Genomic DNA, 21,219 nt, shown 5'->3' with positions numbered 1-21,219 from the left:
AATAAGCCACTGATTTTTCAAGACAAGACGACTTTATGCAGGTTCTCCTCGCCAACCCGCGTGGTTTCTGTGCCGGTGTCGACCGCGCCATCGCCATCGTCGAACGCGCCTTGCAGCAGTTCGGCGCGCCCATCTATGTCCGCCACGAGGTGGTCCACAACAAGTTCGTGGTCGAGGACCTCAAGCGCAAGGGCGCCATCTTCATCGAGGATCTGGCCGAAGTGCCGGCCGGCAGCACACTGATCTTCAGCGCCCACGGTGTTTCCCAGGCCGTCCGCCAGGAGGCCGAGTCGCGCGGCCTGAAGGTTTATGATGCGACCTGCCCGCTCGTGACCAAGGTGCATGTCGAGGTCAAGAAGATGCGTGAAAACGGCTTCGAGATCGTGATGATCGGCCACAAAGGGCATCCCGAGGTGGAGGGCACCATGGGACAAGCTGACGGCGGCATGTACCTGGTCGAAACCGCCGCCGACGTCGAACACCTCTCCGTGCGCGACGCCGACAAACTCGCCTATGTCACGCAGACCACGCTGTCGGTTGACGATGCCGCAACGGTCATCGACGCGCTGCGCCAGCGCTTCCCGGCGATTGTCGGCCCGAAGAAGGACGACATCTGCTATGCCACGCAAAATCGCCAGGATGCCGTGAAGAAGCTCTCGGCAGAGGCCGATGTGGTCATCGTGCTTGGCTCGCCCAACAGCTCCAACTCGAACCGCCTGCGCGAAGTGGCGGAGAACCTGGGGCGCCCAGCCTACATGGTGGATAACGCCGACCAGCTCAAGCCGGAATGGTTTGTAGGCCAGCAACGGGTGGGCGTGACCGCCGGCGCCTCGGCACCGGAAGTCCTGGTGCAGGCCGTCATCACCCGGATTCGCGAGCTTGGCGCGAGCGAAGTGGCGGAACTACAGGGAGTAGAAGAGAACGTGGTGTTCTCCCTCCCCAAGGGGCTGAACCAGATCGCCTGATCAGCCCGTCACGAAGAAAGCCGCACCAGCGGCTTTCTTTCTATGCGCAACCAGCGGCCAGCAGCCTCAATTCCGTTTCGTCAAATCCAGCCTGGATGCGGGCACTCGCCAACGATACCCGGGCCACCTCGTTCGCGGCGCAGCGTCTTGAAAGACTCGATCAGATCGAGCCCGCACGACTCGCAGAGATAGTGGAGCCAATGGTTACCGATCGCCACATGGCCGATCTCGTCACGCAGGATGATATCAAGCATGCCCGCCGTTTCCGCGTCACCCACCCTGCGTAACCTGGCCTTGATGCCAAGCATCACATTGAGCCCCGCGCGCCTCCGGGATGCGGGGAACCAACGCCATCTGCGCCAGTGGGTCGTCTGCGGTCTTGACGGCCATCGCCCACAAGCCATCGTGGGCGGTAAAGTCTCCATATTGAAAACCGAGCGCAGTCAGCCGGCTACGCAATAAGCGGAAATGGCTGGCCTCTTCCTGTGCAACGCGCAGCCAGTCACCGTAATAGTCCGGCGGCAAACCGCGGAAGCGATGAACCGCATCCAGGACCAGATTGACCGCATTGAACTCGATGTGGGCGATGTCGTATATCAGCACCGCCCGGCCCTCCACCGAGCCGAGCTTGCGCCGTTCGACCTTGCTGGGATGCACCAGCAACGGCCGCTCGGGCCTGCCGGGGTTGTCGACCGGATGGACGGAGCAGTCATCTTCGAGCTCGACCCGCCCCAGCCGCCAGCCGCGATGAAGTGCATCTGTCTGCGCCAACTTGGCATCGATGTCACGGCACAGCAGTGCCTGCCCGGCTTGCTCGTATAGCCTCATGAAACAACTGGATTGATGGCGCGGGAATGGAGATGGCGGTTTATTGAGCAGCCAGATGAAAAGCCAATCCTGCCAGATGCTTAGCAAAACTATCCACAGCCAGTTCACATGGCTGTCCAGACAAACCGTGGATAAGGCTGGCATGTCCGGAACACAGCAAGGCTTGACACAGCTGGATTTTCAGGCCTTTTAGTGTATCAGCATGAGCTGATTAATTCATGTGCACCCCAGAAAATCCCGTGCCCGGACAGCTCGCTACGCCATTTACCCACAAGCCATCCACAGCTTTTTCCCCAAAAGCTGTGGATGGTGGCGACTACTGCTTCTTGCGGGCTGGGCGACGGGGACGTGCCGGAGTCTCCGGGGCGGGCTCCTCGACTGGCTCGTCCAGCACGAAATCGATGCGGCTCGACTCCATGTCCACCCTCACCACCTTGATCCGGACCCTGTCGCCGAGACGGTAGCGCTTACCGGTACGCTCGCCGATCAAGCTATGCAGCGCCTGCTCATAGCGGAAATAGTCGCTGCCGAGCTCGGACACATGCACCAGGCCCTCGACATACACCTCGTCGAGCAGCACGAAGATGCCAAAGCCGGTAGCCGCGCTGATCGTGCCATCGAAGCTGTCACCCACCCGGTCGCGCATGTAGTAGCACTTGAGCCAGTTTTGCACGTCACGGCTGGCGTCATCGGCGCGACGCTCGGTCATCGAGCAATGCTCGCCGAGCTCCGACCACTTCATGCCCGGCTTGTACTTGTCCTTGCGCAGAACAGCCTTGATGGCCCGATGCACCAGCAGATCCGGGTAACGGCGGATCGGCGAGGTGAAATGCGTATAGCCGTCATAGGCCAAGCCGAAATGGCCGACGTTGTCTGGGCTGTAAACGGCCTGTTGTAGCGAACGCAGCATGGCCGTCTGCAGCAGCGCGGCCTCGGGCCGGTCCTTGACCTGCAGCAACAGCTTGGCGTAGTCCTTGGCATGCGGCTCGTCGCCGCCAGGCAGCGTCAACGCGAACTCGCGCAGCAGGGCGCGCAGGTTTTCGAGCTTCTCCGGTGTCGGCCCTTCATGGATGCGATACAGCGCCGGGTGCTCGTTGGATTCCAGAAAATCCGACGCGCAGACGTTGGCCGCCAGCATGCACTCCTCGATCAGGCGATGGGCGTCATTGCGCATCACCGGGATGATCTTCTCGATCTTGCCCTGATCGTCGAACACCATCTGCGTTTCGGTGGTTTCGAAGTCGATCGCACCGCGGCTTTGGCGCGCGCCGAGCAAGACCTTGAACAGCGTGTACAGATCGTTGAGGTGGGGCAACAGCTTCTTGTACTGCTTGGTGTCCTTGCCCTTCGGGTTCTGCAGCATGTCCCACACCTTGGTGTAGGTCAGCCGCGCCTTGGAGTGCATCACCGCCGGGTAGAAACGATAACGCTTGATGCTCCCCTTCGCCGACACCTGCATGTCGCACACCATGCACAGGCGCTCGACTTCCGGATTCAGCGAGCAGATGCCGTTGGACAATGCCTCCGGCAACATCGGGATCACCCGCCGAGGGAAATAGACCGAGTTGCCGCGCTCGCGTGAAGCCACATCCAGCGCATCGCCGGGGCGAACATAATGGCTGACGTCGGCAATCGCGACGACGAGGCGCCAGCCCTTGCCGGCGGGCTCGCAATACACGGCATCGTCGAAGTCCCTGGCGGTTTCGCCATCGATGGTGACCAGCGGCAGATCGGTGATGTCTTCCCGCTTCAGCCCTTCATCGGGCTTCCAGTCGGCCTTGCGGACCTTCTTCGGGGTTTTCCTGGCCTGTGCCTCGGCCGCCTCGGAGAACTCGAATGGCAAGTCATGCTTGCGCAAGGCGATCTCGATCTCCATGCCGGGGTCGGCATAATTGCCGAGCACTTCGACGACACGGCCGATCGGTTGGGCATACTTGTTAGGCTGGGTCAGTATCTCTACCGTGACCACTTGCCCGGCCTGCGCGCCGGCGCCGTCCTCCGGCCCGATCAGGATGTCCTGGTTGATGCGCTTGTCTTCCGCGACGACGAATATCACGCCCCGTTCGGTATACAGGCGGCCGACCAACCGTTTGTTGGCACGCTCAATCACTTCGACCACACGGCCTTCACGGCGGCCCTTGAAGTCTTTTCCGAGCTCTTTCACCAGGGCACGATCGCCGTGCAGCACCTTGTGCATTTCCTTGGGGCTCAGGAACAGATCGGCGCTGCCGTCGTCGGGTACGAGAAAGCCAAAGCCGTCCGCATGTCCCTGCACGCGGCCTTTGATCAGCTCCAGCTTCTCCGGCATGCAAATGGCGCCCTTGCGGTTGACCATGATCTCGCCGTCGCGCTCCATGGCGCGCAGGCGGCGCTCGAACAGCACTTGTTCTTCTTCGGTGATGTCGAGCAGGCCCGAGAGCTCATTGGCGGCCATCGGCACGCCCTTGTCCGTCAGCAACTGCAGAATGAATTCCCGGCTCGGCAGGGGATTTGGATAATTTGCCTGCTCGCGTGCCAGGAAGGGGTCATTGAGGCGCAGGCTTTCTTTGGCGGGATTATTTGTATTATTCGGTTCTTTTGACTTTTTATTTGACAAAGCTGACTTCCTCTATATAATGCGCAGTCTCTGCGGTGTGCAGTACTGCGCTGCAGCGATTATACAGGCCCAGGTGGCGGAATTGGTAGACGCACTAGGTTCAGGTCCTAGCGGTGGCAACACTGTGGAGGTTCGAGTCCTCTCCTGGGCACCAAAGCTGTTTTTTGAGTGTCCGGTCTGTATGATCAAGATGTAATTGCCCAGGTGGCGGAATTGGTAGACGCACTAGGTTCAGGTCCTAGCGGTGGCAACACTGTGGAGGTTCGAGTCCTCTCCTGGGCACCAAATTCCGGAATACGCCGCAAGTTCTGCTTGCTGCGTATTTTTTTGCCCTGGCGATCAATGCGGCCAGATTGCCACGGTCGTCGGACTCAACTCCAGCGCCTTGACTTCCAGCGCCCCCATGGAGGCGCCGTTTGCCCCCACCGAGATGGAACCGAAGCGCATGCTGAGCCTGATGCGCGGCAGATCGATCATGATCGTCTGCGTGCCGGTAACGACGTCGGGTTGTGCAAGATTCATATCCTGTGCAGTCTGCCTGAACCAGTCCACATAGCTTTGGGTAAGCTGCGTCCCGCTGGCAGAGGTCGATTCGAATGTTGCGCTCTCCAGCAAGATGGCATCGATTCGGATCGGGCCGGCAAAGTCGATCGGATTCTGGTAGTCCATCCCGCCCGCGCGAAACGCCAGTGGCGCGGAGGGATCCAGCACCGGCACACGGCGCTGCAGCGGGCCACTACCGAAGGCGACATCCCCAAAGGTCAGCATGTCGCCATCGTCAAACCACTGGATGGACGCCAGGTGCGCGCGGATGTTCAGGATGATCGAAATGCCCTCCTGCCCTGCCTGCGCTTCCAGGTTCTCGTCGAAGATGGGCGTGATGTCCGCCCAGGCCTGATTCGCACTCAACAGCAATGCTGCGGCCAGCCACCGCCTGTTCATGTCGGCACTCCTTGGATTCGCCCTGCCTCGAACGCCTGCTACCCGAACACCTTGAACGACTATTGATTCATAGCTCAGCAGCCATCAAGCCGCCACCCAAAAAAACAACGCCACCCGAAGGTGGCGTTGTCTCTGTTTGCCTGCCGTAAGACTGGCTTACAGCATACCCTTTTCCTGCAGCAGCTTGACCATGGTCGAGCCGAGTTCTGCCGGGCTGCGGGTATAGGCGATACCTGCTTTTTCGAACGCGGCGAACTTCTCTTCCGCCGTGCCCTTGCCGCCGGAGATGATCGCGCCGGCGTGGCCCATGCGCTTGCCCTTCGGTGCCGTCACGCCAGCGATATAGCCGACGATAGGCTTGGTCACGTGAGCCTTGGCGTACTCGGCAGCCTCTTCTTCCGCCGTGCCGCCGATTTCACCGATCATGATGATCGCCTCGGTCTGCGGGTCGTCCTGGAACAGTTGCAGCGCATCGATGTGGCTGGTGCCCGGGATTGGGTCGCCGCCGATACCGATACATGTCGACTGGCCCAGGCCGGCCGCGGTGGTCTGCGCGACGGCTTCATAGGTCAGCGTGCCGGAGCGCGACACAATGCCGATACGGCCCGGCTTGTGGATGTGACCTGGCATGATGCCGATCTTGCACTCGCCCGGGGTGATGATGCCGGGGCAGTTCGGCCCGATCAGGCGCGAGCCGCTGGCTTCGACGTAGCGCTTCACCTTCAGCATGTCCAGTGTCGGCACGCCTTCGGTGATGGTGACGATCAGCTTCACGCCGGCGTCGACGGCTTCGATGATCGAATCCAGCACGAACGGGGCCGGCACATAGATCACGGAAGCGTCAGCCTGGGTGGCGTTGACCGCATCGCGCATGGTGTTGAATACCGGCAGGTTCAGGTGGGTGGTGCCACCCTTGCCCGGGGTAACGCCGCCGACTACCTTGGTGCCGTAGGCCAGTGCCTGTTCCGAGTGGAAAGTACCATTCTTGCCGGTGAAACCTTGCACCAGCACTTTCGTATCTTTGTTGACCAATACGCTCATTTCGAACTCCTAATGCTGGTGAGGTTAGGCAGCTTTAACCGCTGCAACGATCTTCTGTGCCGCATCGGCCAAGCCTTGCGCCGGGATCAGCGTCAGGCCGGAATCGGACAGGATCTTCGCGCCCAGTTCGGCATTGTTGCCTTCCAGACGAACCACGACCGGCACGGTCACGTTGACCTCCTTCACCGCAGCGATGATCGCCTCGGCAATCATGTCGCAACGCACGATACCGCCGAAGATGTTGATCAGCACGCCCTGTACCGACGGGTCAGCGAGGATCAGCTTGAACGCTTCGATCACGCGCTCTTTGGTTGCACCGCCGCCAACGTCCAGGAAGTTGGCCGGTTGGCCGCCGTAGAGCTTGATGATGTCCATGGTCGCCATGGCCAGGCCGGCACCGTTCACCATGCAGCCGATGTTGCCTTCGAGTGCGACATAGTTCAGGTCGAATTCGGAAGCCTTCAGCTCGCGCTCGTTCTCCTGCGACTTGTCGCGCGCAGCGGCCAGGGCCGGCTGACGGAACATCGCGTTGGAGTCGATACCAACCTTGGCATCGACGCAGCACAGGCTGCCATCGCCACGGATCGCCAGCGGGTTGATTTCGAACAGGGCGAAATCGTTGTCAACGAAGGCCTTGTAGGCCCCCATCATCAGCTTGGTGAACTGCTTGATCTGGTCATCGTTCAGGCCGAGCTGGAAGCCGACTTCACGAGCCTGGAACGGCAGCAGGCCAACCAGCGGGTCAACCGTTACCTTGAGGATCTTTTCCGGCGTGTTGTGCGCCACTTCTTCGATCTCGACGCCGCCTTCGGTCGAGGCCATGAAGGTCACGCGACGGCTGGAGCGGTCTACCACTGCGCCCAGATAGAGTTCGCGCTGAACTGGATACATGTCCTCGCACACCAGTACGCTGTGTACCGGCTGGCCGTTGGAATCAGTCTGGTAAGTCACCAGGCGGGTGCCGAGTAGGCCCTTGGCCACTTCAGCGGCCTCATCTGCCGACTTTACCACCTTCACGCCACCGGCCTTGCCGCGGCCACCAGCGTGGACTTGAGCCTTGATCACGGCAAACTTGCCAGCGAGGCCACGGAAGGCATTGGCAGCTTCCTCCGGCGTGTTGGCCAGAATGCCTTGTTGAACCGGCAGGCCATATTTGGCCAGCAGCTCTTTCGCTTGGTATTCGTGCAGATTCATTGCAAATTCCTCGTATTTAAAGGAGTTAGGATTGAGGGGTGAGGATCAGAGCACCGCTTGTTGCGGCGCCCCACGCCTCGCTCCTGAATTAGTTGTGGATGGCGCGCTTGTCGCAGCCCAGCGCGGCTTCGTGCATGACTTCCGCCAGGCTCGGGTGGGCGTGGATGATGCGGGCGATATCTTCGCTGCTCGCGGCAAATTCCATCGCGACCACGGCTTCGGAAATCAGCTCACCCGCCACCGGCCCAACGATATGCACGCCGAGGATGCGATCGGTCTTGGCATCGGCCAGCATCTTCACGAAGCCTTGTGCCGCGTTCAGACTGTGCGCACGGCCATTGGCAGCAAACGGGAAGCTGCCCTTCTTGTACTCGACGCCCTCTGCCTTCAACTGTTGCTCGGTCTTGCCGACCCAGGCGATTTCCGGTGCGGTGTAGATCACCCACGGTACGGTATTGAAATCGAGGTGCGGCTTCTGCCCTGCGATCCGCTCGGCAACTGCCACGCCCTCTTCCGATGCCTTGTGCGCAAGCATCGGGCCACGCACCACGTCGCCCACCGCCCAGATGTTGGGAATACCGGTATGGCAGTGGCCGTCGACTTCGATGAAGCCGCGCTGATCGAAACGCAGGCCGACTTCCGGCGCAGCGATGCCGTCGGTGTTGGGCACGCGGCCAACGGCCACGATGAGCTTGTCGACCTCGAGCGCCTGGGCAGCGCCGGCGGCATCGGTGTAATTGATGCTGATGCCCTTCTTGGACTTCTTCACCTCACCGATCTTCACGCCGGTCTGAATGTCGAGACCCAGGTCCTTGGTGAAGATGCGTAGAGCAAGCTTCGACACTTCATCGTCGGCTGCGGCCAGGAACGATGGCATCGCTTCGAGCACCGTCACTTCGGCGCCGAGGCGCTTCCATACGCTACCCATTTCCAGGCCGATCACGCCGGCGCCGATCACGCCCAGGCGCTTCGGCACGGCTTGCAGTTCCAGTGCGCCGACGTTGTCGAGGATGTCCACGTTGTCGACGTCGATACCGGGGATATAACGCGGCTTGGAGCCCGATGCGATGATCACGTGCTTGGCCTCGACGACTTCAGCCGCGTCGCCCGCCACCTCGATCAACCACTTCTCGTTCTCGCGTTTGAGAATCTTGCCGTGGCCGTGCAGGCTGGTCACCTTGTTCTTCTTGAACAGCATGGTGATACCGCCGGTGAACTGGTCGACGATCTTGCGCTTGCGGGCAATCATCTTCGGCACATCGACCGACGCGCCGGACACGCTGATGCCATGCACTTCCGCTTCGTGCTGGATCTTGTGGAATTGCTCGGACGATTCGAGCAGCGCCTTGGACGGGATGCAGCCGACGTTCAGGCAGGTGCCGCCCAGGGCCGGCTTGCCCGCAGCACTCTTGTTCTCGTCGATACAAGCGGTGGAAAAGCCAAGCTGGGCTGCGCGGATGGCGGCCACGTAGCCACCGGGGCCTGCGCCGATCACGACGACGTCGAAGGATTTGGACATGGGTCCCTCTGTTTGATAAGCAGGTGAAAAACACGGGGTGGCTCGTGACCACCCCGCTCAGGGCTGTATTACAGATCCAGCAGCAGGCGGGCCGGGTCTTCGATCGCTTCCTTGATCGCGACCAGGCTCAGCACCGCTTCGCGGCCATCGATGATGCGGTGGTCGTAGGACTGCGCGAGGTACATCATCGGGCGCACGACAACCTGGCCGTTTTCGACCACGGCGCGCTCCTTGGTGGCATGCATGCCAAGGATCGCGGACTGCGGCGGGTTGATGATCGGTGTCGACATCATCGAGCCGAAGGTGCCGCCATTGGAAATGGTGTAGGTGCCGCCCGACAGCTCTTCGATGCCGAGCTTGCCTTCCTGCGCACGCTTGCCGAAATCGGCGATCTGCTTCTCGACCTCGGCCAGGCTCAGCTGGTCGGCATTACGGATGATCGGCACCACGAGGCCACGCGGGCTGCCAACCGCCACGCCGATGTCGAAGTAGCCGTGGTAGACGATATCGTTGCCGTCGACCGAGGCATTGACGATCGGGTACTTCTTCAGCGCATGCACGACCGCCTTCACGAAGAAACCCATGAAGCCGAGCTTGATGCCGTGCTCCTTCTCGAAGCGATCCTTGTACTTGTTGCGCAGCTCCATCACCGGCGCCATGTTCACTTCATTGAACGTGGTCAGGATGGCGTTAGTCTGCTGCGACTGCACCAGACGCTCGGCAACGCGGGCACGCAGGCGCGACATCGGCACGCGCTGTTCGGGGCGATCACCCAGGGCGCCGGACAACTGAACAGCCGGTGCGGCAGCCAGTGGCGCCTTGGCCGGGGCGGCAGCAGCCGGTGCCGCAGCCTTGGGGGCACTTGTGGCGGCTGTCACATCTTCCTTGGTGACACGGCCACCACGGCCGGTGCCCTCAACCTTGCTGGTGTCCACGCCCTGCTCGTCGGCGAGCTTGCGTGCGGCCGGCATGACGGCCGTGCCGAAGCCGACAGCCGAGGCCGGGATGCCTACTTCCGCAGCCGCTGCGGCAACCTTGCCCTCAGCCGCCGGGGCGGTAGCGCCGGCCTTGGCTTCGGTATCGATCTGCGCGAGCAACTCGTTGCTGACGGCGCTCTCGCCGTCCTTCTTGATGATTTTCACCAGCACGCCAGCTTGCGGCGCCGGCAGTTCCAGCACGACCTTATCGGTCTCCAGATCGATCAGGTTTTCGTCGCGCTCGACATACTCGCCCTCTTTCTTGTGCCAGGCCACCAGGGTAGCTTCAGCCACGGATTCAGGGAGTTGCGGAACTTTAACTTCGATTAGCATCGTTATCTCCGATTCTTGATTCTTTGCCCGGGCCGCTTCGTATTCGGCCCGGTGTTGGCATCACTTTGGTGGCTTATTTCTTGAGCGTCATGGCGTCTTCGAGGAAGGCCTTGAGCTGTGCAACATGCTTGCTCATATAGCCCACCGCAGGCGACGCAGACGACGGACGACCAGCGTAGGTCAGTGTCTGCTTCGGCCCGAGACCCGCTTCCAGGCGATGGCGAATCGACAGCCAGGCACCCTGGTTACGCGGCTCTTCCTGCACCCACATCACTTCCTTGGCTGCGCTGAACTTGGCCAGCTCTTCCTGGAAGGTATCGGTCGGGAACGGGTAGAGCTGCTCGAGACGCACGATGGCAATATCGGTCACCTTGCGTTCCTTACGTGCGTTGACGAGGTCGTAGTAAACCTGGCCTGAACATACGACAACGCGTTTCACCTTCTTGGCATCGATCGTCGCATCGACTTCACCGATGACTGTCTTGAAGCCACCATTGGTGAGGTCGGCGATATCCGACGACGCTTCCTTGGCTTTTAGCAGACGCTTCGACAACGGGACAATCAGGGGCTTCCTGTAGGGGCGCAGCATCTGGCGGCGCAGCACGTGGAACCATTGGGCCGCGGTGGAAGGCATCACGACCTGAATGTTGTGCTCGGCACACATCTGCAGATAGCGCTCGACGCGGCAGGACGAGTGCTCGGGCCCCTGGCCGTCGTAACCGTGCGGCAGGCTCATCACCAGGCCACAGTAACGGCCCCACTTGGTTTCACCCGAGGTGATGAACTGGTCGATGACGACCTGCGCACCGTTGGCAAAATCGCCGAACTGCGCTTCCCAGATGACGAGCTCGTTCGGTTCTGCCGACGCATAGCCATATTCGAAGCCGAGCACGGCCTCTTCGGACAGCAGCGAATCGATCACCAGGAAGTTGGCCTGCTTATCCGACAGATTGCGCAGCGGCACGAACGCGCCCTGATCCCAGCGCTCGCGAGCCTGGTCGTGATACACCGCGTGGCGGTGGGTAAACGTGCCACGGCCGGTATCCTGACCCGAAATGCGCACGCCGTAGCCGCTTTCGAGCAGCGAGGCGTAGGCCAGGGTCTCGGCCATGCCGAAGTCGAGCGCAAGCTCGCCACGGCCCATCTTGCGGCGCGCCTCGACGACGTTCTTCTGCACGCCAGGGTGCAGCTTGAAGCCTTCGGGAATGGTGGTGACCTTTTCGGACAGGCGCTGCAGATCCTTCATCGGGAGGGTCGTGTCGACCGGGTGCGCCCAGTGCGTGCCACGGAACTGGCCGAAGTCGATCGCGAAGCTGCGCTGGTAGTCTGACAGCGTTGTCTGCTCGACGTGTTCGCCACGGTCGAGCGCATCACGGTAATTCTTGATCATCGCATCGGCATCACCTGCGGCGATCACGCCTTCGCTGGCCAGCTTGTCTGCATAGAGCTTGCGCGTGCCAGGATGCTTCTGGATCTTCTTGTACATCATCGGCTGCGTCACGAACGGATCATCCGCCTCGTTATGGCCGAGCTTGCGGAAGCAGACCATATCGATAACGACATCCTTCTTGAACTGCATGCGGAAATCGAGTGCCGCCTGCATGACGAATACCACCGCTTCCGGGTCATCGCCATTGACGTGGATGATCGGCGCATCGACCATCTTGGCGATGTCGGTACAGTACAGCGTGGAGCGGCTGTCGCGCGGGTCCGAGGTGGTGAAACCGATCTGGTTGTTGATCACGAAATGGATCGTGCCACCCGTGCCGTAGCCACGGGTGTTGGACAGTGCCAGGGTTTCCATGACCACGCCCTGGCCGGCAAATGCGGCATCGCCATGCAACAGCAGCGGGATCACCTGATCGCCGGTACGGTCGCCACGGCGCTGTTGACGGGCACGCACCGAACCTTCGACTACTGGGTTGACGATTTCGAGGTGGGACGGGTTGAACGCCAGCGACACGTGCAGCGGGCCGCCAGGCGTCGGAATGTCCGACGAGAAGCCGTTGTGGTACTTCACGTCGCCGGAAGACAGATCATCGCTGTGCTTGCCTTCGAATTCGGAGAACAGATCGCGCGGCAGCTTGCCCAGCGTGTTCACCAACACGTTCAGACGGCCGCGGTGAGCCATGCCGACGACCATTTCCTGCACGCCCTTCTGACCTGCGAACTGGATCAGCTCGTCGATCGCGGCGATCATGCTCTCGCCGCCTTCCAGCGAAAAGCGCTTCTGGCCAACATAACGGGTGTGGAGGTATTTCTCCAACGTTTCCGCAGCAGTGATCTTCTTCAGAATACGCTTCTTCTTGGTTGCATCGAAGTCGGGGCGCGAACGCACGCCTTCGAAGCGTTCCTGAATCCAGTGCTTCTGCTCGGAGCTGATGATGTGCATGTATTCGAGGCCGACGCTGCCGCAGTAGGTCTGCTTGAGCGCGCTGACGATCTCGGACAGCGGGGCCTGCTTGGCAATACCTTGCAGCGAGCCGGTATTGAAGGTGACTGCCATGTCCTCGGCGGTCAAGCCGTGGGTGGCCGGGTCGAGCTCAGGTACATGGACCTGGTCGTAACGCTTGAGCGGATCGAGATTGGCGTTGCGGTTGCCGAGAATGCGGTAGGCGCTGATCAGGCGCAGGACTTGAACCTGCTTCTGCGCGGCTTGCTGCTGGGTGGCGACGCTCTGACCGGAAGCAAATCGAGGTTGCTTGGTGAGCTGAACGAAGGACTGCTGGATGGGCAGGTGCGGAACATCACGGTCCGCCGCGCCCGGGAGCTGTTGCAGTTTGTCGAAATAATCCCGCCACTCCTGCGTGACGGCGCTGGGGTCTGCCAGATAGAGTTCGTATAGGTCTTCGACAAACGGCGCATTCCCCCCAAACAGGTAGGAATTGCTCATCATGGTTTTCATCATGGCGGAGGCCCCTTTCAAGGCTTATCTCAAATTATTTCAACAAACAGCTACATACGACCTCCGTTTTTCAAAAACGAAGGGTGAGCGGCGCCCTGCCCTGACAGGCATACCAAGACGGCCCCGACTACGTCGGGGAGAGGCACCCACTCGATCACGCACATATGCTGCAACCAGGCTGGCGACCCGATGGACCGCCAGCGGTCAAAGCGATTACTTGCGTTCTGCGACCGGAACGTAGTCGCGACGCACCGCGCCGGTGTACAGCTGGCGCGGACGGCCGATCTTCATGCCGGGGTCGGCAATCATTTCGGTCCAGTGTGCGATCCAACCCACGGTACGAGCCAGCGCGAAGATAGGCGTGAACATCGAAACCGGGATGCCGATGGCCGACAACACGATACCGGAGTAGAAGTCAACGTTCGGGTACAGCTTGCGCTCGATGAAGTACGGGTCTTCCAGGGCAATCTTTTCCAGCGCCATGGCGAGCTTGAACTTCGGATCGTTGTGCAGACCCAGTTCGTTCAGAACTTCGTCGCAGGTCTGCTTCATGATCTTGGCGCGCGGGTCCATGTTCTTGTACACGCGGTGGCCAAAGCCCATCAGCTTGTGCGTCTTGTTCTTCACGCCTTCCATGAAGGCCGGAACGTTGTCGACCGAGCCGATCTCGTCCAGCATTTTCAGTACGGCTTCGTTGGCGCCGCCGTGCGATGGGCCCCACAGGCAAGCGATACCGGCTGCAATACACGCGAACGGGTTGGCGCCCGACGAGCCAGCCAGACGGACGGTCGAGGTCGAGGCATTCTGTTCGTGGTCGGCGTGCAGGATGAAGATGCGGTCGAGCGCGCGGGCCAGAACCGGGTTCACCTTGTATTCGGAGACCGGGGTCGAGAACATCATGTGCAGGAAGTTCTCGGCATAGGTCAGGCCAGCCTTCGGATACGAGAACGGCAGGCCCTTGTTGTAGCGATAGGCCTGGGCAGCGATTGTCGGCACCTTGGCGATCAGGCGGAATGCCGAAACTTCGCGGTGATGCGGATCGTTGATGTCCAGCGAATCATGGTAGAACGCCGACAGTGCGCCCACCACGCCAACCATCACGGCCATCGGGTGTGCATCGCGGCGGAAGCCCTTGAAGAACGACAGGATCTGGTCATGCAGCATGTTATGGCGCAGGACGGTGTAGTCGAAGTTCTTCTTTTCCTCTGCGTTCGGCAGCTCGCCGTTCAGCAGCAGGTAGCAGGATTCGAGGAAGTCGCTGTGTTCAGCCAGTTGTTCAATCGGGTAGCCACGGTAGTACAGTTGGCCCAGGTCGCCATCGATGAAGGTGATCTTCGATTCGCAAGCGGAAGTGGCCAGGAAACCGGGGTCGAAGGTGAACATACCGGTCTTGGAGAACGTACGGATATCGACGACGTCCGGACCCAGCGTGCCGGGCAGCACGGGGAAGTCGATCGATTTTCCATCTTCATACGAAAGCGTGACTTTACGGTTTTCCATGTGGTAAAGCTCCTTGAGAGTAACCTGTAAGCCGGGCTCTCCCGAGCCCGGACGATTCTGTTTTTTTACGTTATAGCGTCGAAATCTGGTCTCGACGTCTGTCCTACTTCAGCAAGCTCTTATCTTTTCAAGCAGGGCTTGCAAACGCCCGTCAGGGTGGTCGGTTTTGCCGTTCGCCATGTCAAGCAGGTCGTTGTCGGGCAGGAACAGGATATCCTTGTAGGACTCTAGTTCCTCGGGGGATAGCTGGTCCAGATACTGTGCCACGAACTTTTCCAAGATCAGGTCCAGCTCCAGCAATCCCCGCCGTGAGCGCCAGCGGATGCGGTCCAAATCACTCATGATTCAGTCCACTCACACCGTGCGTCTTACCATCAGGTCCTTGATCTTGCCGATGGCGCGCGTTGGATTGAGCTCCTTCGGGCAAACATCGACACAGTTCATGATGGTGTGGCAACGGAACAGGCGATACGGATCCTCGAGGTTGTCGAGGCGTTCGTTGGTCGCACGGTCACGCGTATCCGCGATGAAGCGGTAAGCGGCGAGCAGGCCGGCGGGGCCGACGAACTTGTCCGGGTTCCACCAGAACGACGGGCACGAAGTGGAGCAGCACGCGCACAGAATGCACTCGTACAGGCCATCCAGTTCCTTGCGTTCCTCCGGCGACTGCAGGCGTTCGCGCTGCGGGGCCGGTTCGTCGTTTTGTACATACGGCTTGATCGAATTGTACTGATTGAAGAATTGGGTCATGTCCACGATCAGGTCGCGGATGACCGGCATCCCAGGCAGCGGGCGCAGTTCGATCGGTTGCTTCAGCGAGGCGACATCGGTGATGCACGCCAGGCCGTTCTTGCCATTGATGTTCATCGCATCGGAGCCGCACACGCCTTCGCGGCAGGAGCGGCGGAAGTTCAGCGAATCATCGATGCTCTTCAGACGCATGAGCGCATCGAGCAGCTTCTTGTCAGACGGCTCAAGCTCGACGTCGTAGTCCTGCATATAGGGCTTGGCGTCGACGTCCGGGTTATAGCGGTAAATACTGAATTTGACTTTCATCTTGCTATCCTTCCCAACCGATTAGAACGTCCGCTCTTTCGGCGGGATGTATTCGACTGTCAACGGCTTGGTGTGTACAGGCTTGTAGCTCAGGCTGCGATCCGCAGCGTGGTACAGCGTGTGCTTCATCCAGTTGTCGTCGTCACGGGTCGGGTAGTCGTCATGAGCGTGGGCGCCGCGCGATTCCTTGCGGGCCTCGGCAGAGATCAGCGTGGCAACGGCAACCTCGATGAGGTTTTCCATTTCCAGCGCTTCGACGCGAGCCATGTTGAACACCTTGCTCTTGTCCTTGATCTGGGTGCGCTTGGCACGTTCTGCCACTTCCTTGATCTCGGCAACGCCCAGCGCCAGGTTCTTGTCGGTACGGAATACACCGGCACGTGCCTGGACCACCTTCTGCATCGCGGTGCGTACTGCGGCAACATCTTCGCCACCGGTCTGGGTGTCGATGCGATTGACGCGCGACAGGCTGAAATCGGCTGCATTCTCGGGCAGAGGCTTGTGCGCCGGCATTTCCTTGCGGATGTAGTCGATCATGCTGTTGCCAGCAGACTTGCCGAACACCACGAGGTCGAGCAGCGAGTTGGTGCCGAGACGGTTTGCACCGTGTACCGAGGTACATGCACACTCACCGGCCGCATAGAAGCCATTGACGCGTACTTCGGGGTTGTCGCCCTTCGGTGCCACGACTTCGCCCAGGTAGTTGGTCGGAATACCGCCCATCTGGTAGTGGCAGGTCGGGATAACGGGAATCGGTTCCTTAATCGGGTCGACGCCGGCAAACTTGATCGCGATTTCGCGGATCGACGGCAGACGCTGCTTGATGATGTCCGGGCCGAGGTGATCCAGCTTCAGCAGCACGTGATCCTTTTCCTTGCCCGCGCCGCGGCCTTCGAGCACCTCGAGCGCCATGCAACGCGACACGAAGTCACGCGGAGCCAGATCCTTGAGGTTCGGCGCGTAGCGTTCCATGAAGCGTTCGCCGTTGGCGTTCAGCAGGATACCGCCTTCGCCACGCACGCCTTCGGTGATCAGCACGCCGGCGCCAGCCACACCCGTCGGGTGGAACTGCCAGAACTCCATGTCTTCGAGCGGGATGCCGGCACGAGCTGTCATACCTAGGCCGTCACCGGTATTGATGAAAGCATTGGTCGAGGCAGCGAAGATACGGCCCGAGCCGCCGGTCGCGAACAACACGGCCTTCGCATGGAGAATCATGATCTCACCGGTTTCCATTTCCAGCGCGGTCACGCCAACGACGTCACCCTCGCTGTCGCGGATCAGGTCGAGTGCCATCCATTCGACGAAGAACTGGGTCTTGGCGCGGACGTTGCGCTGATACAGCGTGTGCAGCATGGCGTGGCCGGTACGGTCGGCTGCGGCACAGGCGCGCTGAACCGGCGTCTTGCCGAAGTTAGCCGTGTGGCCGCCGAACGGACGCTGATAGATACGACCGGAATCGACACGGTCGAACGGCATGCCGAAGTGTTCCAGCTCGATCACCGCATCGATCGCATTGCGGGTCATGAACTCGATGGCATCCTGGTCACCCAGCCAGTCCGACCCCTTGACGGTGTCGTACATATGCCATTCCCACTTGTCTTCCTGCACGTTGCCCAATGCGGCGGAGATGCCGCCCTGTGCTGCAACGGTATGGGAGCGGGTCGGGAATACCTTGGAGAGGACGACGGTCTTGAGACCGGCCTCGGACAGTTGCAGTGCGGCACGCAGACCGGCACCACCACCGCCAACGATGACTGCATCAAATTGACGAACAGTGACGGCCATTACACACCCCACAACACTTTAACGGAATAGACAAAACAGCCAACCAGCCACAGGATGGTCAGCACATGCAAGGTCAGGCGGATGCCGACGGGCTGCACATAATCCATCCAGATGTCGCGCACACCGACCCAGGCATGGAACAGCAGCGCCATCACCGTCACGGTGCTGAACGTTCGCACCCAGGTTTGCTGGAACAGGTTCTTCCAGCCTTCATAGTCCTGGCCTGCCGCCGACAACAGAAGCAATACCAGTCCGGCCGCATACGCCAGCATCACGACAGCGGTGATGCGTTGCGCGAGCCAGTCGCTTAGGCCGTAGTGAGCCCCCACTACTACACGGTTTACCATAGGATTGCCCCCACGATGACGGTCAGCACCAGGCTAACGAAAATCACAGCCTTGGCAGTCGCCCGGGCAGTGTGCAGCTCGGTGCCCTTGTGCATATCCAGAAACAGGAAACGCACGCCAGCCGCCGCGTGGTGCATGAACGCCCACAGCAACCCGAGAAGAATGACTTTGATCAAGGGATGGCCGACAACGGCCTTAAAAGTTTGAAACTGTTCGGCCGAGCTCAGCGAGCCCTGCAGCAGACAGATCACGAATGGAATGGACAGAAACATTGCTGCGCCGCTGACGCGGTGCAAAATGGACACCACCCCGGGTATGGGCAACCTGATCTTGGGCAGATCCAGGTGCTTGGGTCTTTGTTTTTGCATCGTTGATTCCCTTTTTAACGGCCTGCAGCGAACCGCAAACCGAGCTTCCCTCTCAAGTACCAACCCATCTGACCCAAGCCAGACGGGCTGTTCCTGCGCTAACCCACCCCTGCCAGCCGTGCTTCGGTCCGCCTTGTGGGCACCCCTTCGCGACAATCAGGCTAGAGTCGGGCCAAACTATGCAAGTTTAGCAAAAAACGCCATGCTCATTAACCCGTAAAATAGCCTTCAAGCCATTTTTTTGATGCAATGCACCAGGGTTGCCTCTTACATCCATCCACATCAAGTGCTGCTGTAGGCATGCTGTTCGGTGTTGATCCAGCTGCGCCGCCACTCGACGGGCTTATCTTCGGCGGCATATGCAACCCGGGTCACACACAATAGCGGCGACCCCTTGTCCACCCCAAGCAACCTCGCCTCATCGGAGGCGGCCGGCTCGGCCCGCAACTGCTCTCGCGTGCGCACCACCCGCACACCAAATACACGGTGGTATAGCTCATACAGCGCACCACCGTTCTGGCGAATCTTCCTGCTATCCAGGCCGTCGAACAGGTCGCCAGGCAGCACCACGTCATCCATGGCCATCACCCGGCCATTCAGCCGCAGCAGACGCTTGACGAACACCACCGGCGCGCCGCGCCTCACGCCCAGCGCCTCGGACACCTCTTCGCTGGCGTTAGCGCGCATGCACGTCAGCAATTCAGGCTGAACCTTCTCAACCTCCTGCGTGCGATTGAACCCAGACAGCACAAAGCCGGCACGATCCCATTCGTCAAGATACGCCGCGACAAAAGTACCCTTGCCCTGGCGGCGATACAGCACCCGCTCCGTCACCAGTTCATCCAGAGCCTTGCGTACCGTACCCTGGCTGACTTCGAAGCGCGCAGCCAATTCGAATTCGCTCGGCAACACATCGTTCTGCAACCACTCCCCGGACTCCAGCGCCTCCAGCAACAGTATCTTTACCTGTTGATAGAGTGGCGCGCGGCGGGGTGCGGCGTGTTTCATGGCGTACTTTTTACCACCACGACATTCGACCGTCTACACATGTCTTATATAAGACACAAGATTATCCATTCATCGCAGTGCAACAATCGGCATACATCCGGGTTTTCCTTTATGTTAGACTTTAAAAGATTTAGCACAGCGTACGTTTCGTATGTTGTCGCCGATCTCCGCTCTGGTTGCGGGTTTGCAGGCAGTTGCCCAAATTGGGCCACCGCCTTGGCAGGCTCGCCAGCCGCGCAGGACTTCCCCTACTCAACCTGAAACACATAGATTCTCGGGAGTTAACATGAAGCGTCCTATTCGTGTTGCCGTGACCGGTGCAGCTGGTCAGATCGGTTACAGCCTGTTGTTCCGTATTGCCAGCGGCGAAATGCTGGGCAAGGATCAACCCGTCATCCTGCAAATGCTCGAACTGCCGATGGAAAAGGCTCAAGCCGCACTGAAGGGCGTGATGATGGAGCTGGAAGACTGTGCTTTCCCGCTACTGGCTGGCATGGTTGGTACCGATGATCCGGAAGTTGCATTCAAGGATGTCGATGTGGCCCTGCTGGTTGGCGCCCGTCCGCGTGGCCCCGGCATGGAACGCAAGGACCTGCTGCTGGAAAACGCCAAGATCTTCACCGCTCAAGGCGCTGCCCTGAACAAGGTTGCCAGCCGTGATGTGAAGGTGCTGGTTGTCGGCAACCCTGCCAACACCAATGCTTACATCGCCATGAAGAGCGCACCGGATCTGCCGGCGAAGAACTTCACCGCAATGCTGCGCCTCGACCACAACCGCGCGCTGTCGCAACTGGCCGCCAAGGCTGGCGTTGCCGTTGCCGATATCGAGAACCTGGTCGTTTGGGGCAACCACAGCCCAACCATGTACCCGGACTACCGCTTCGCGACCGTTAACGGCCAATCGCTGAAGGCCAAGGTCAACGACGAAGCCTGGAACAAGGAAACCTTCATTCCCAAGGTTGGCAAGCGCGGCGCCGCGATCATCGAAGCGCGCGGCCTGTCGTCGGCGGCTTCTGCTGCCAACGCAGCAATCGATCACATCCGTGACTGGGTGCTGGGCACCAACGGCAAGTGGGTCACCATGGGCATTCCGTCCGATGGGTCCTACGGCATTCCGGAAGGCATCATGTACGGCGTACCGGTCACCTGCGAAAACGGTGAATACACACGTATCGAAGGCCTGGAAGTCGACGCCTTCTCGCGTGAACGCATGGACTTCACGCTGAACGAGCTGCTCGAAGAGCGCGACGGCGTCAAGCACCTGCTGCCGTAAGCGGCTTCGGCCAATGAAAAAAGCGGATCGATCGATCCGCTTTTTTTGTATCCATCTCCAGCCAAGCTGGCCTCCCCGACAGGAATCGAACCTGTAATCTTCCCTTAGGAGGGGAAAGTTATATCCATTTAACTACAGGGAGCTAAAAATACTGCTTCTGCATTAGGAATGCAGGCAATTACGATCCGCTTCCAATGTCACCCACCAATGGGCGACACAATATTTTTCTTTTTTTCAGTGCATTACCACATCAAGGAAGCAGGCTGATGTGACAACTGATATAAGGAAGCCTGTATCAGTGGCGGCGATTATACCGATAACAGGATAGTCTGGCATCAAGTGGCGTACGGCGGTGAAGAAATTCATCGACACCCAGCGCGTGCTCAGTCGATCGCAGGCCTTCCTGCACCATCAAGCCACCGGGGTGGCTGGCACCCAGCTTTCCCATGAACTCGACTGATCGCGGCATGGCCGTAGTGCAGAGAGCCAAAGTCGACAGGTTTTGCCTCATTGACTTGGCTAGCGTCGATGGCCACCTGATGCTATTAGCGCAACGTAAACTCTGGCTTGACTCGTCAT

Annotated in this window: 18 protein-coding genes and 3 tRNA genes; 4 read left to right on the top strand and 17 right to left on the bottom strand. The window is 59.9% G+C overall.

Going from position 1 to position 21,219, the window contains the following annotated elements; all coding sequences use genetic code 11:
- Nucleotides 1–35: 35 nt before the first annotated feature.
- Nucleotides 36–965: a 4-hydroxy-3-methylbut-2-enyl diphosphate reductase gene (gene ispH, locus ABWL39_RS11180; protein WP_367790598.1), complete on the top strand. Its 930-nt coding sequence runs from the start codon at nucleotides 36–38 to the stop codon at nucleotides 963–965.
- 80 nt (nucleotides 966–1,045) lie between these two features.
- On the opposite strand, the gene ABWL39_RS11175 is transcribed toward ispH, so the two are convergent.
- The 3 genes from ABWL39_RS11175 to rnr all read right to left on the bottom strand — a co-directional run bounded on the left by ABWL39_RS11175 (nucleotide 1,046) and on the right by rnr (nucleotide 4,389).
- Nucleotides 1,046–1,273, bottom strand: a complete 228-nt coding sequence (locus tag ABWL39_RS11175; RefSeq protein ID WP_367790595.1) for a DUF455 family protein — start codon at nucleotides 1,271–1,273, stop codon at nucleotides 1,046–1,048.
- Nucleotides 1,236–1,901, bottom strand: coding sequence for a ferritin-like domain-containing protein (locus tag ABWL39_RS11170; RefSeq protein ID WP_367790592.1), 666 nt, complete (start codon nucleotides 1,899–1,901; stop codon nucleotides 1,236–1,238). Before ABWL39_RS11170 ends, ABWL39_RS11175 begins: the two co-directional genes overlap by 38 nt.
- Nucleotides 1,902–2,109: 208 nt before the next feature.
- A complete protein-coding gene (gene rnr, locus ABWL39_RS11165) occupies nucleotides 2,110–4,389 on the bottom strand; it encodes a ribonuclease R (protein WP_367790589.1) in 2,280 nt (759 codons plus the stop codon).
- A gap of 67 nt (nucleotides 4,390–4,456) precedes the next feature.
- On the opposite strand from rnr, the gene ABWL39_RS11160 reads away from it, so the two are divergent.
- Both ABWL39_RS11160 and ABWL39_RS11155 read left to right on the top strand, forming a co-directional pair.
- A tRNA-Leu gene (locus ABWL39_RS11160) sits at nucleotides 4,457–4,543 on the top strand.
- Nucleotides 4,544–4,587: 44 nt separating this feature from the next.
- Nucleotides 4,588–4,674, top strand: a tRNA-Leu gene (locus ABWL39_RS11155).
- Between the two features lie 54 nt (nucleotides 4,675–4,728).
- On the opposite strand, the gene ABWL39_RS11150 is transcribed toward ABWL39_RS11155, so the two are convergent.
- The 13 genes from ABWL39_RS11150 to ABWL39_RS11090 all read right to left on the bottom strand — a co-directional run bounded on the left by ABWL39_RS11150 (nucleotide 4,729) and on the right by ABWL39_RS11090 (nucleotide 19,367).
- A complete protein-coding gene (locus ABWL39_RS11150) occupies nucleotides 4,729–5,331 on the bottom strand; it encodes a DUF6160 family protein (RefSeq protein WP_367790586.1) in 603 nt (200 codons plus the stop codon).
- 156 nt (nucleotides 5,332–5,487) lie between these two features.
- A complete protein-coding gene (gene sucD / locus ABWL39_RS11145; RefSeq protein WP_367790583.1) occupies nucleotides 5,488–6,372 on the bottom strand; it encodes a succinate--CoA ligase subunit alpha in 885 nt (294 codons plus the stop codon).
- A 24-nt stretch (nucleotides 6,373–6,396) separates the two neighbouring features.
- On the bottom strand, nucleotides 6,397–7,566 hold the full coding sequence (gene sucC, locus ABWL39_RS11140) for an ADP-forming succinate--CoA ligase subunit beta (protein ID WP_367790580.1): 1,170 nt from the start codon (nucleotides 7,564–7,566) through the stop codon (nucleotides 6,397–6,399).
- 88 nt (nucleotides 7,567–7,654) lie between these two features.
- Entirely contained in the window at nucleotides 7,655–9,085 is a 1,431-nt protein-coding gene (lpdA, locus tag ABWL39_RS11135; RefSeq protein ID WP_367790577.1) for a dihydrolipoyl dehydrogenase, read from the bottom strand.
- 68 nt (nucleotides 9,086–9,153) lie between these two features.
- Nucleotides 9,154–10,395 carry a 2-oxoglutarate dehydrogenase complex dihydrolipoyllysine-residue succinyltransferase gene (gene odhB, locus ABWL39_RS11130; RefSeq protein ID WP_367790574.1) on the bottom strand — a complete coding sequence of 414 codons (1,242 nt, stop codon included), beginning with the start codon at nucleotides 10,393–10,395 and terminating at the stop codon, nucleotides 9,154–9,156.
- Between the two features lie 73 nt (nucleotides 10,396–10,468).
- Complete coding sequence (locus tag ABWL39_RS11125) at nucleotides 10,469–13,303, bottom strand: 2-oxoglutarate dehydrogenase E1 component (RefSeq protein WP_367790571.1); 2,835 nt, start codon at nucleotides 13,301–13,303, stop codon at nucleotides 10,469–10,471.
- Nucleotides 13,304–13,513: 210 nt separating this feature from the next.
- A complete protein-coding gene (gltA, locus tag ABWL39_RS11120; protein ID WP_367790568.1) occupies nucleotides 13,514–14,800 on the bottom strand; it encodes a citrate synthase in 1,287 nt (428 codons plus the stop codon).
- Nucleotides 14,801–14,908: 108 nt separating this feature from the next.
- Nucleotides 14,909–15,142, bottom strand: coding sequence for a succinate dehydrogenase assembly factor 2 (locus ABWL39_RS11115; RefSeq protein WP_367790565.1), 234 nt, complete (start codon nucleotides 15,140–15,142; stop codon nucleotides 14,909–14,911).
- Between the two features lie 12 nt (nucleotides 15,143–15,154).
- Nucleotides 15,155–15,856, bottom strand: coding sequence for a succinate dehydrogenase iron-sulfur subunit (locus tag ABWL39_RS11110; RefSeq protein ID WP_367790562.1), 702 nt, complete (start codon nucleotides 15,854–15,856; stop codon nucleotides 15,155–15,157).
- A 21-nt stretch (nucleotides 15,857–15,877) separates the two neighbouring features.
- On the bottom strand, nucleotides 15,878–17,644 hold the full coding sequence (gene sdhA / locus ABWL39_RS11105; protein ID WP_367790559.1) for a succinate dehydrogenase flavoprotein subunit: 1,767 nt from the start codon (nucleotides 17,642–17,644) through the stop codon (nucleotides 15,878–15,880).
- Nucleotides 17,644–17,991, bottom strand: coding sequence for a succinate dehydrogenase, hydrophobic membrane anchor protein (gene sdhD, locus ABWL39_RS11100; RefSeq protein ID WP_367790556.1), 348 nt, complete (start codon nucleotides 17,989–17,991; stop codon nucleotides 17,644–17,646). The genes sdhA and sdhD overlap by 1 nt, the downstream gene beginning before the upstream one ends.
- Complete coding sequence (gene sdhC / locus ABWL39_RS11095; protein ID WP_367790553.1) at nucleotides 17,985–18,359, bottom strand: succinate dehydrogenase, cytochrome b556 subunit; 375 nt, start codon at nucleotides 18,357–18,359, stop codon at nucleotides 17,985–17,987. Before sdhC ends, sdhD begins: the two co-directional genes overlap by 7 nt.
- Before the next feature lie 282 nt (nucleotides 18,360–18,641).
- Nucleotides 18,642–19,367: a GntR family transcriptional regulator gene (locus tag ABWL39_RS11090; RefSeq protein ID WP_367790549.1), complete on the bottom strand. Its 726-nt coding sequence runs from the start codon at nucleotides 19,365–19,367 to the stop codon at nucleotides 18,642–18,644.
- Between the two features lie 286 nt (nucleotides 19,368–19,653).
- Between ABWL39_RS11090 and ABWL39_RS11085 the strand changes: the two genes are divergently transcribed.
- The gene (locus ABWL39_RS11085; protein WP_367790546.1) at nucleotides 19,654–20,640 is read left to right on the top strand and encodes a malate dehydrogenase; all 987 of its coding nucleotides are present in this window, start codon (nucleotides 19,654–19,656) and stop codon (nucleotides 20,638–20,640) included.
- 67 nt (nucleotides 20,641–20,707) lie between these two features.
- Here ABWL39_RS11085 and ABWL39_RS11080 read toward each other — a convergent pair.
- Nucleotides 20,708–20,782: transfer RNA gene (locus ABWL39_RS11080), tRNA-Arg, on the bottom strand.
- Between the last annotated feature and the right edge of the window lie 437 nt (nucleotides 20,783–21,219).

This window comes from Chitinivorax sp. PXF-14, from assembly GCF_040812015.1.
Classification (GTDB): domain Bacteria; phylum Pseudomonadota; class Gammaproteobacteria; order Burkholderiales; family SCOH01; genus JBFNXJ01.
The sequence above is the reverse complement of the archived record's forward strand: the minus strand, read 5'-3'. Positions and strand labels throughout refer to the sequence as shown.

Coding starts and splice junctions, on each gene's coding strand:
- ispH (WP_367790598.1), top strand. CDS start 36: ATGCAGGTTCTCCTCGCCAACCCGCGTGGTTTCTGTGCCGGTGTCGAC.
- ABWL39_RS11175 (WP_367790595.1), bottom strand. CDS start 1,273: ATGCTTGGCATCAAGGCCAGGTTACGCAGGGTGGGTGACGCGGAAACG.
- ABWL39_RS11150 (WP_367790586.1), bottom strand. CDS start 5,331: ATGAACAGGCGGTGGCTGGCCGCAGCATTGCTGTTGAGTGCGAATCAG.
- sucD (WP_367790583.1), bottom strand. CDS start 6,372: ATGAGCGTATTGGTCAACAAAGATACGAAAGTGCTGGTGCAAGGTTTC.
- sucC (WP_367790580.1), bottom strand. CDS start 7,566: ATGAATCTGCACGAATACCAAGCGAAAGAGCTGCTGGCCAAATATGGC.
- lpdA (WP_367790577.1), bottom strand. CDS start 9,085: ATGTCCAAATCCTTCGACGTCGTCGTGATCGGCGCAGGCCCCGGTGGC.
- odhB (WP_367790574.1), bottom strand. CDS start 10,395: ATGCTAATCGAAGTTAAAGTTCCGCAACTCCCTGAATCCGTGGCTGAA.
- ABWL39_RS11125 (WP_367790571.1), bottom strand. CDS start 13,303: ATGATGAAAACCATGATGAGCAATTCCTACCTGTTTGGGGGGAATGCG.
- gltA (WP_367790568.1), bottom strand. CDS start 14,800: ATGGAAAACCGTAAAGTCACGCTTTCGTATGAAGATGGAAAATCGATC.
- ABWL39_RS11115 (WP_367790565.1), bottom strand. CDS start 15,142: ATGAGTGATTTGGACCGCATCCGCTGGCGCTCACGGCGGGGATTGCTG.
- ABWL39_RS11110 (WP_367790562.1), bottom strand. CDS start 15,856: ATGAAAGTCAAATTCAGTATTTACCGCTATAACCCGGACGTCGACGCC.
- sdhA (WP_367790559.1), bottom strand. CDS start 17,644: ATGGCCGTCACTGTTCGTCAATTTGATGCAGTCATCGTTGGCGGTGGT.
- sdhD (WP_367790556.1), bottom strand. CDS start 17,991: ATGGTAAACCGTGTAGTAGTGGGGGCTCACTACGGCCTAAGCGACTGG.
- sdhC (WP_367790553.1), bottom strand. CDS start 18,359: ATGCAAAAACAAAGACCCAAGCACCTGGATCTGCCCAAGATCAGGTTG.
- ABWL39_RS11090 (WP_367790549.1), bottom strand. CDS start 19,367: ATGAAACACGCCGCACCCCGCCGCGCGCCACTCTATCAACAGGTAAAG.
- ABWL39_RS11085 (WP_367790546.1), top strand. CDS start 19,654: ATGAAGCGTCCTATTCGTGTTGCCGTGACCGGTGCAGCTGGTCAGATC.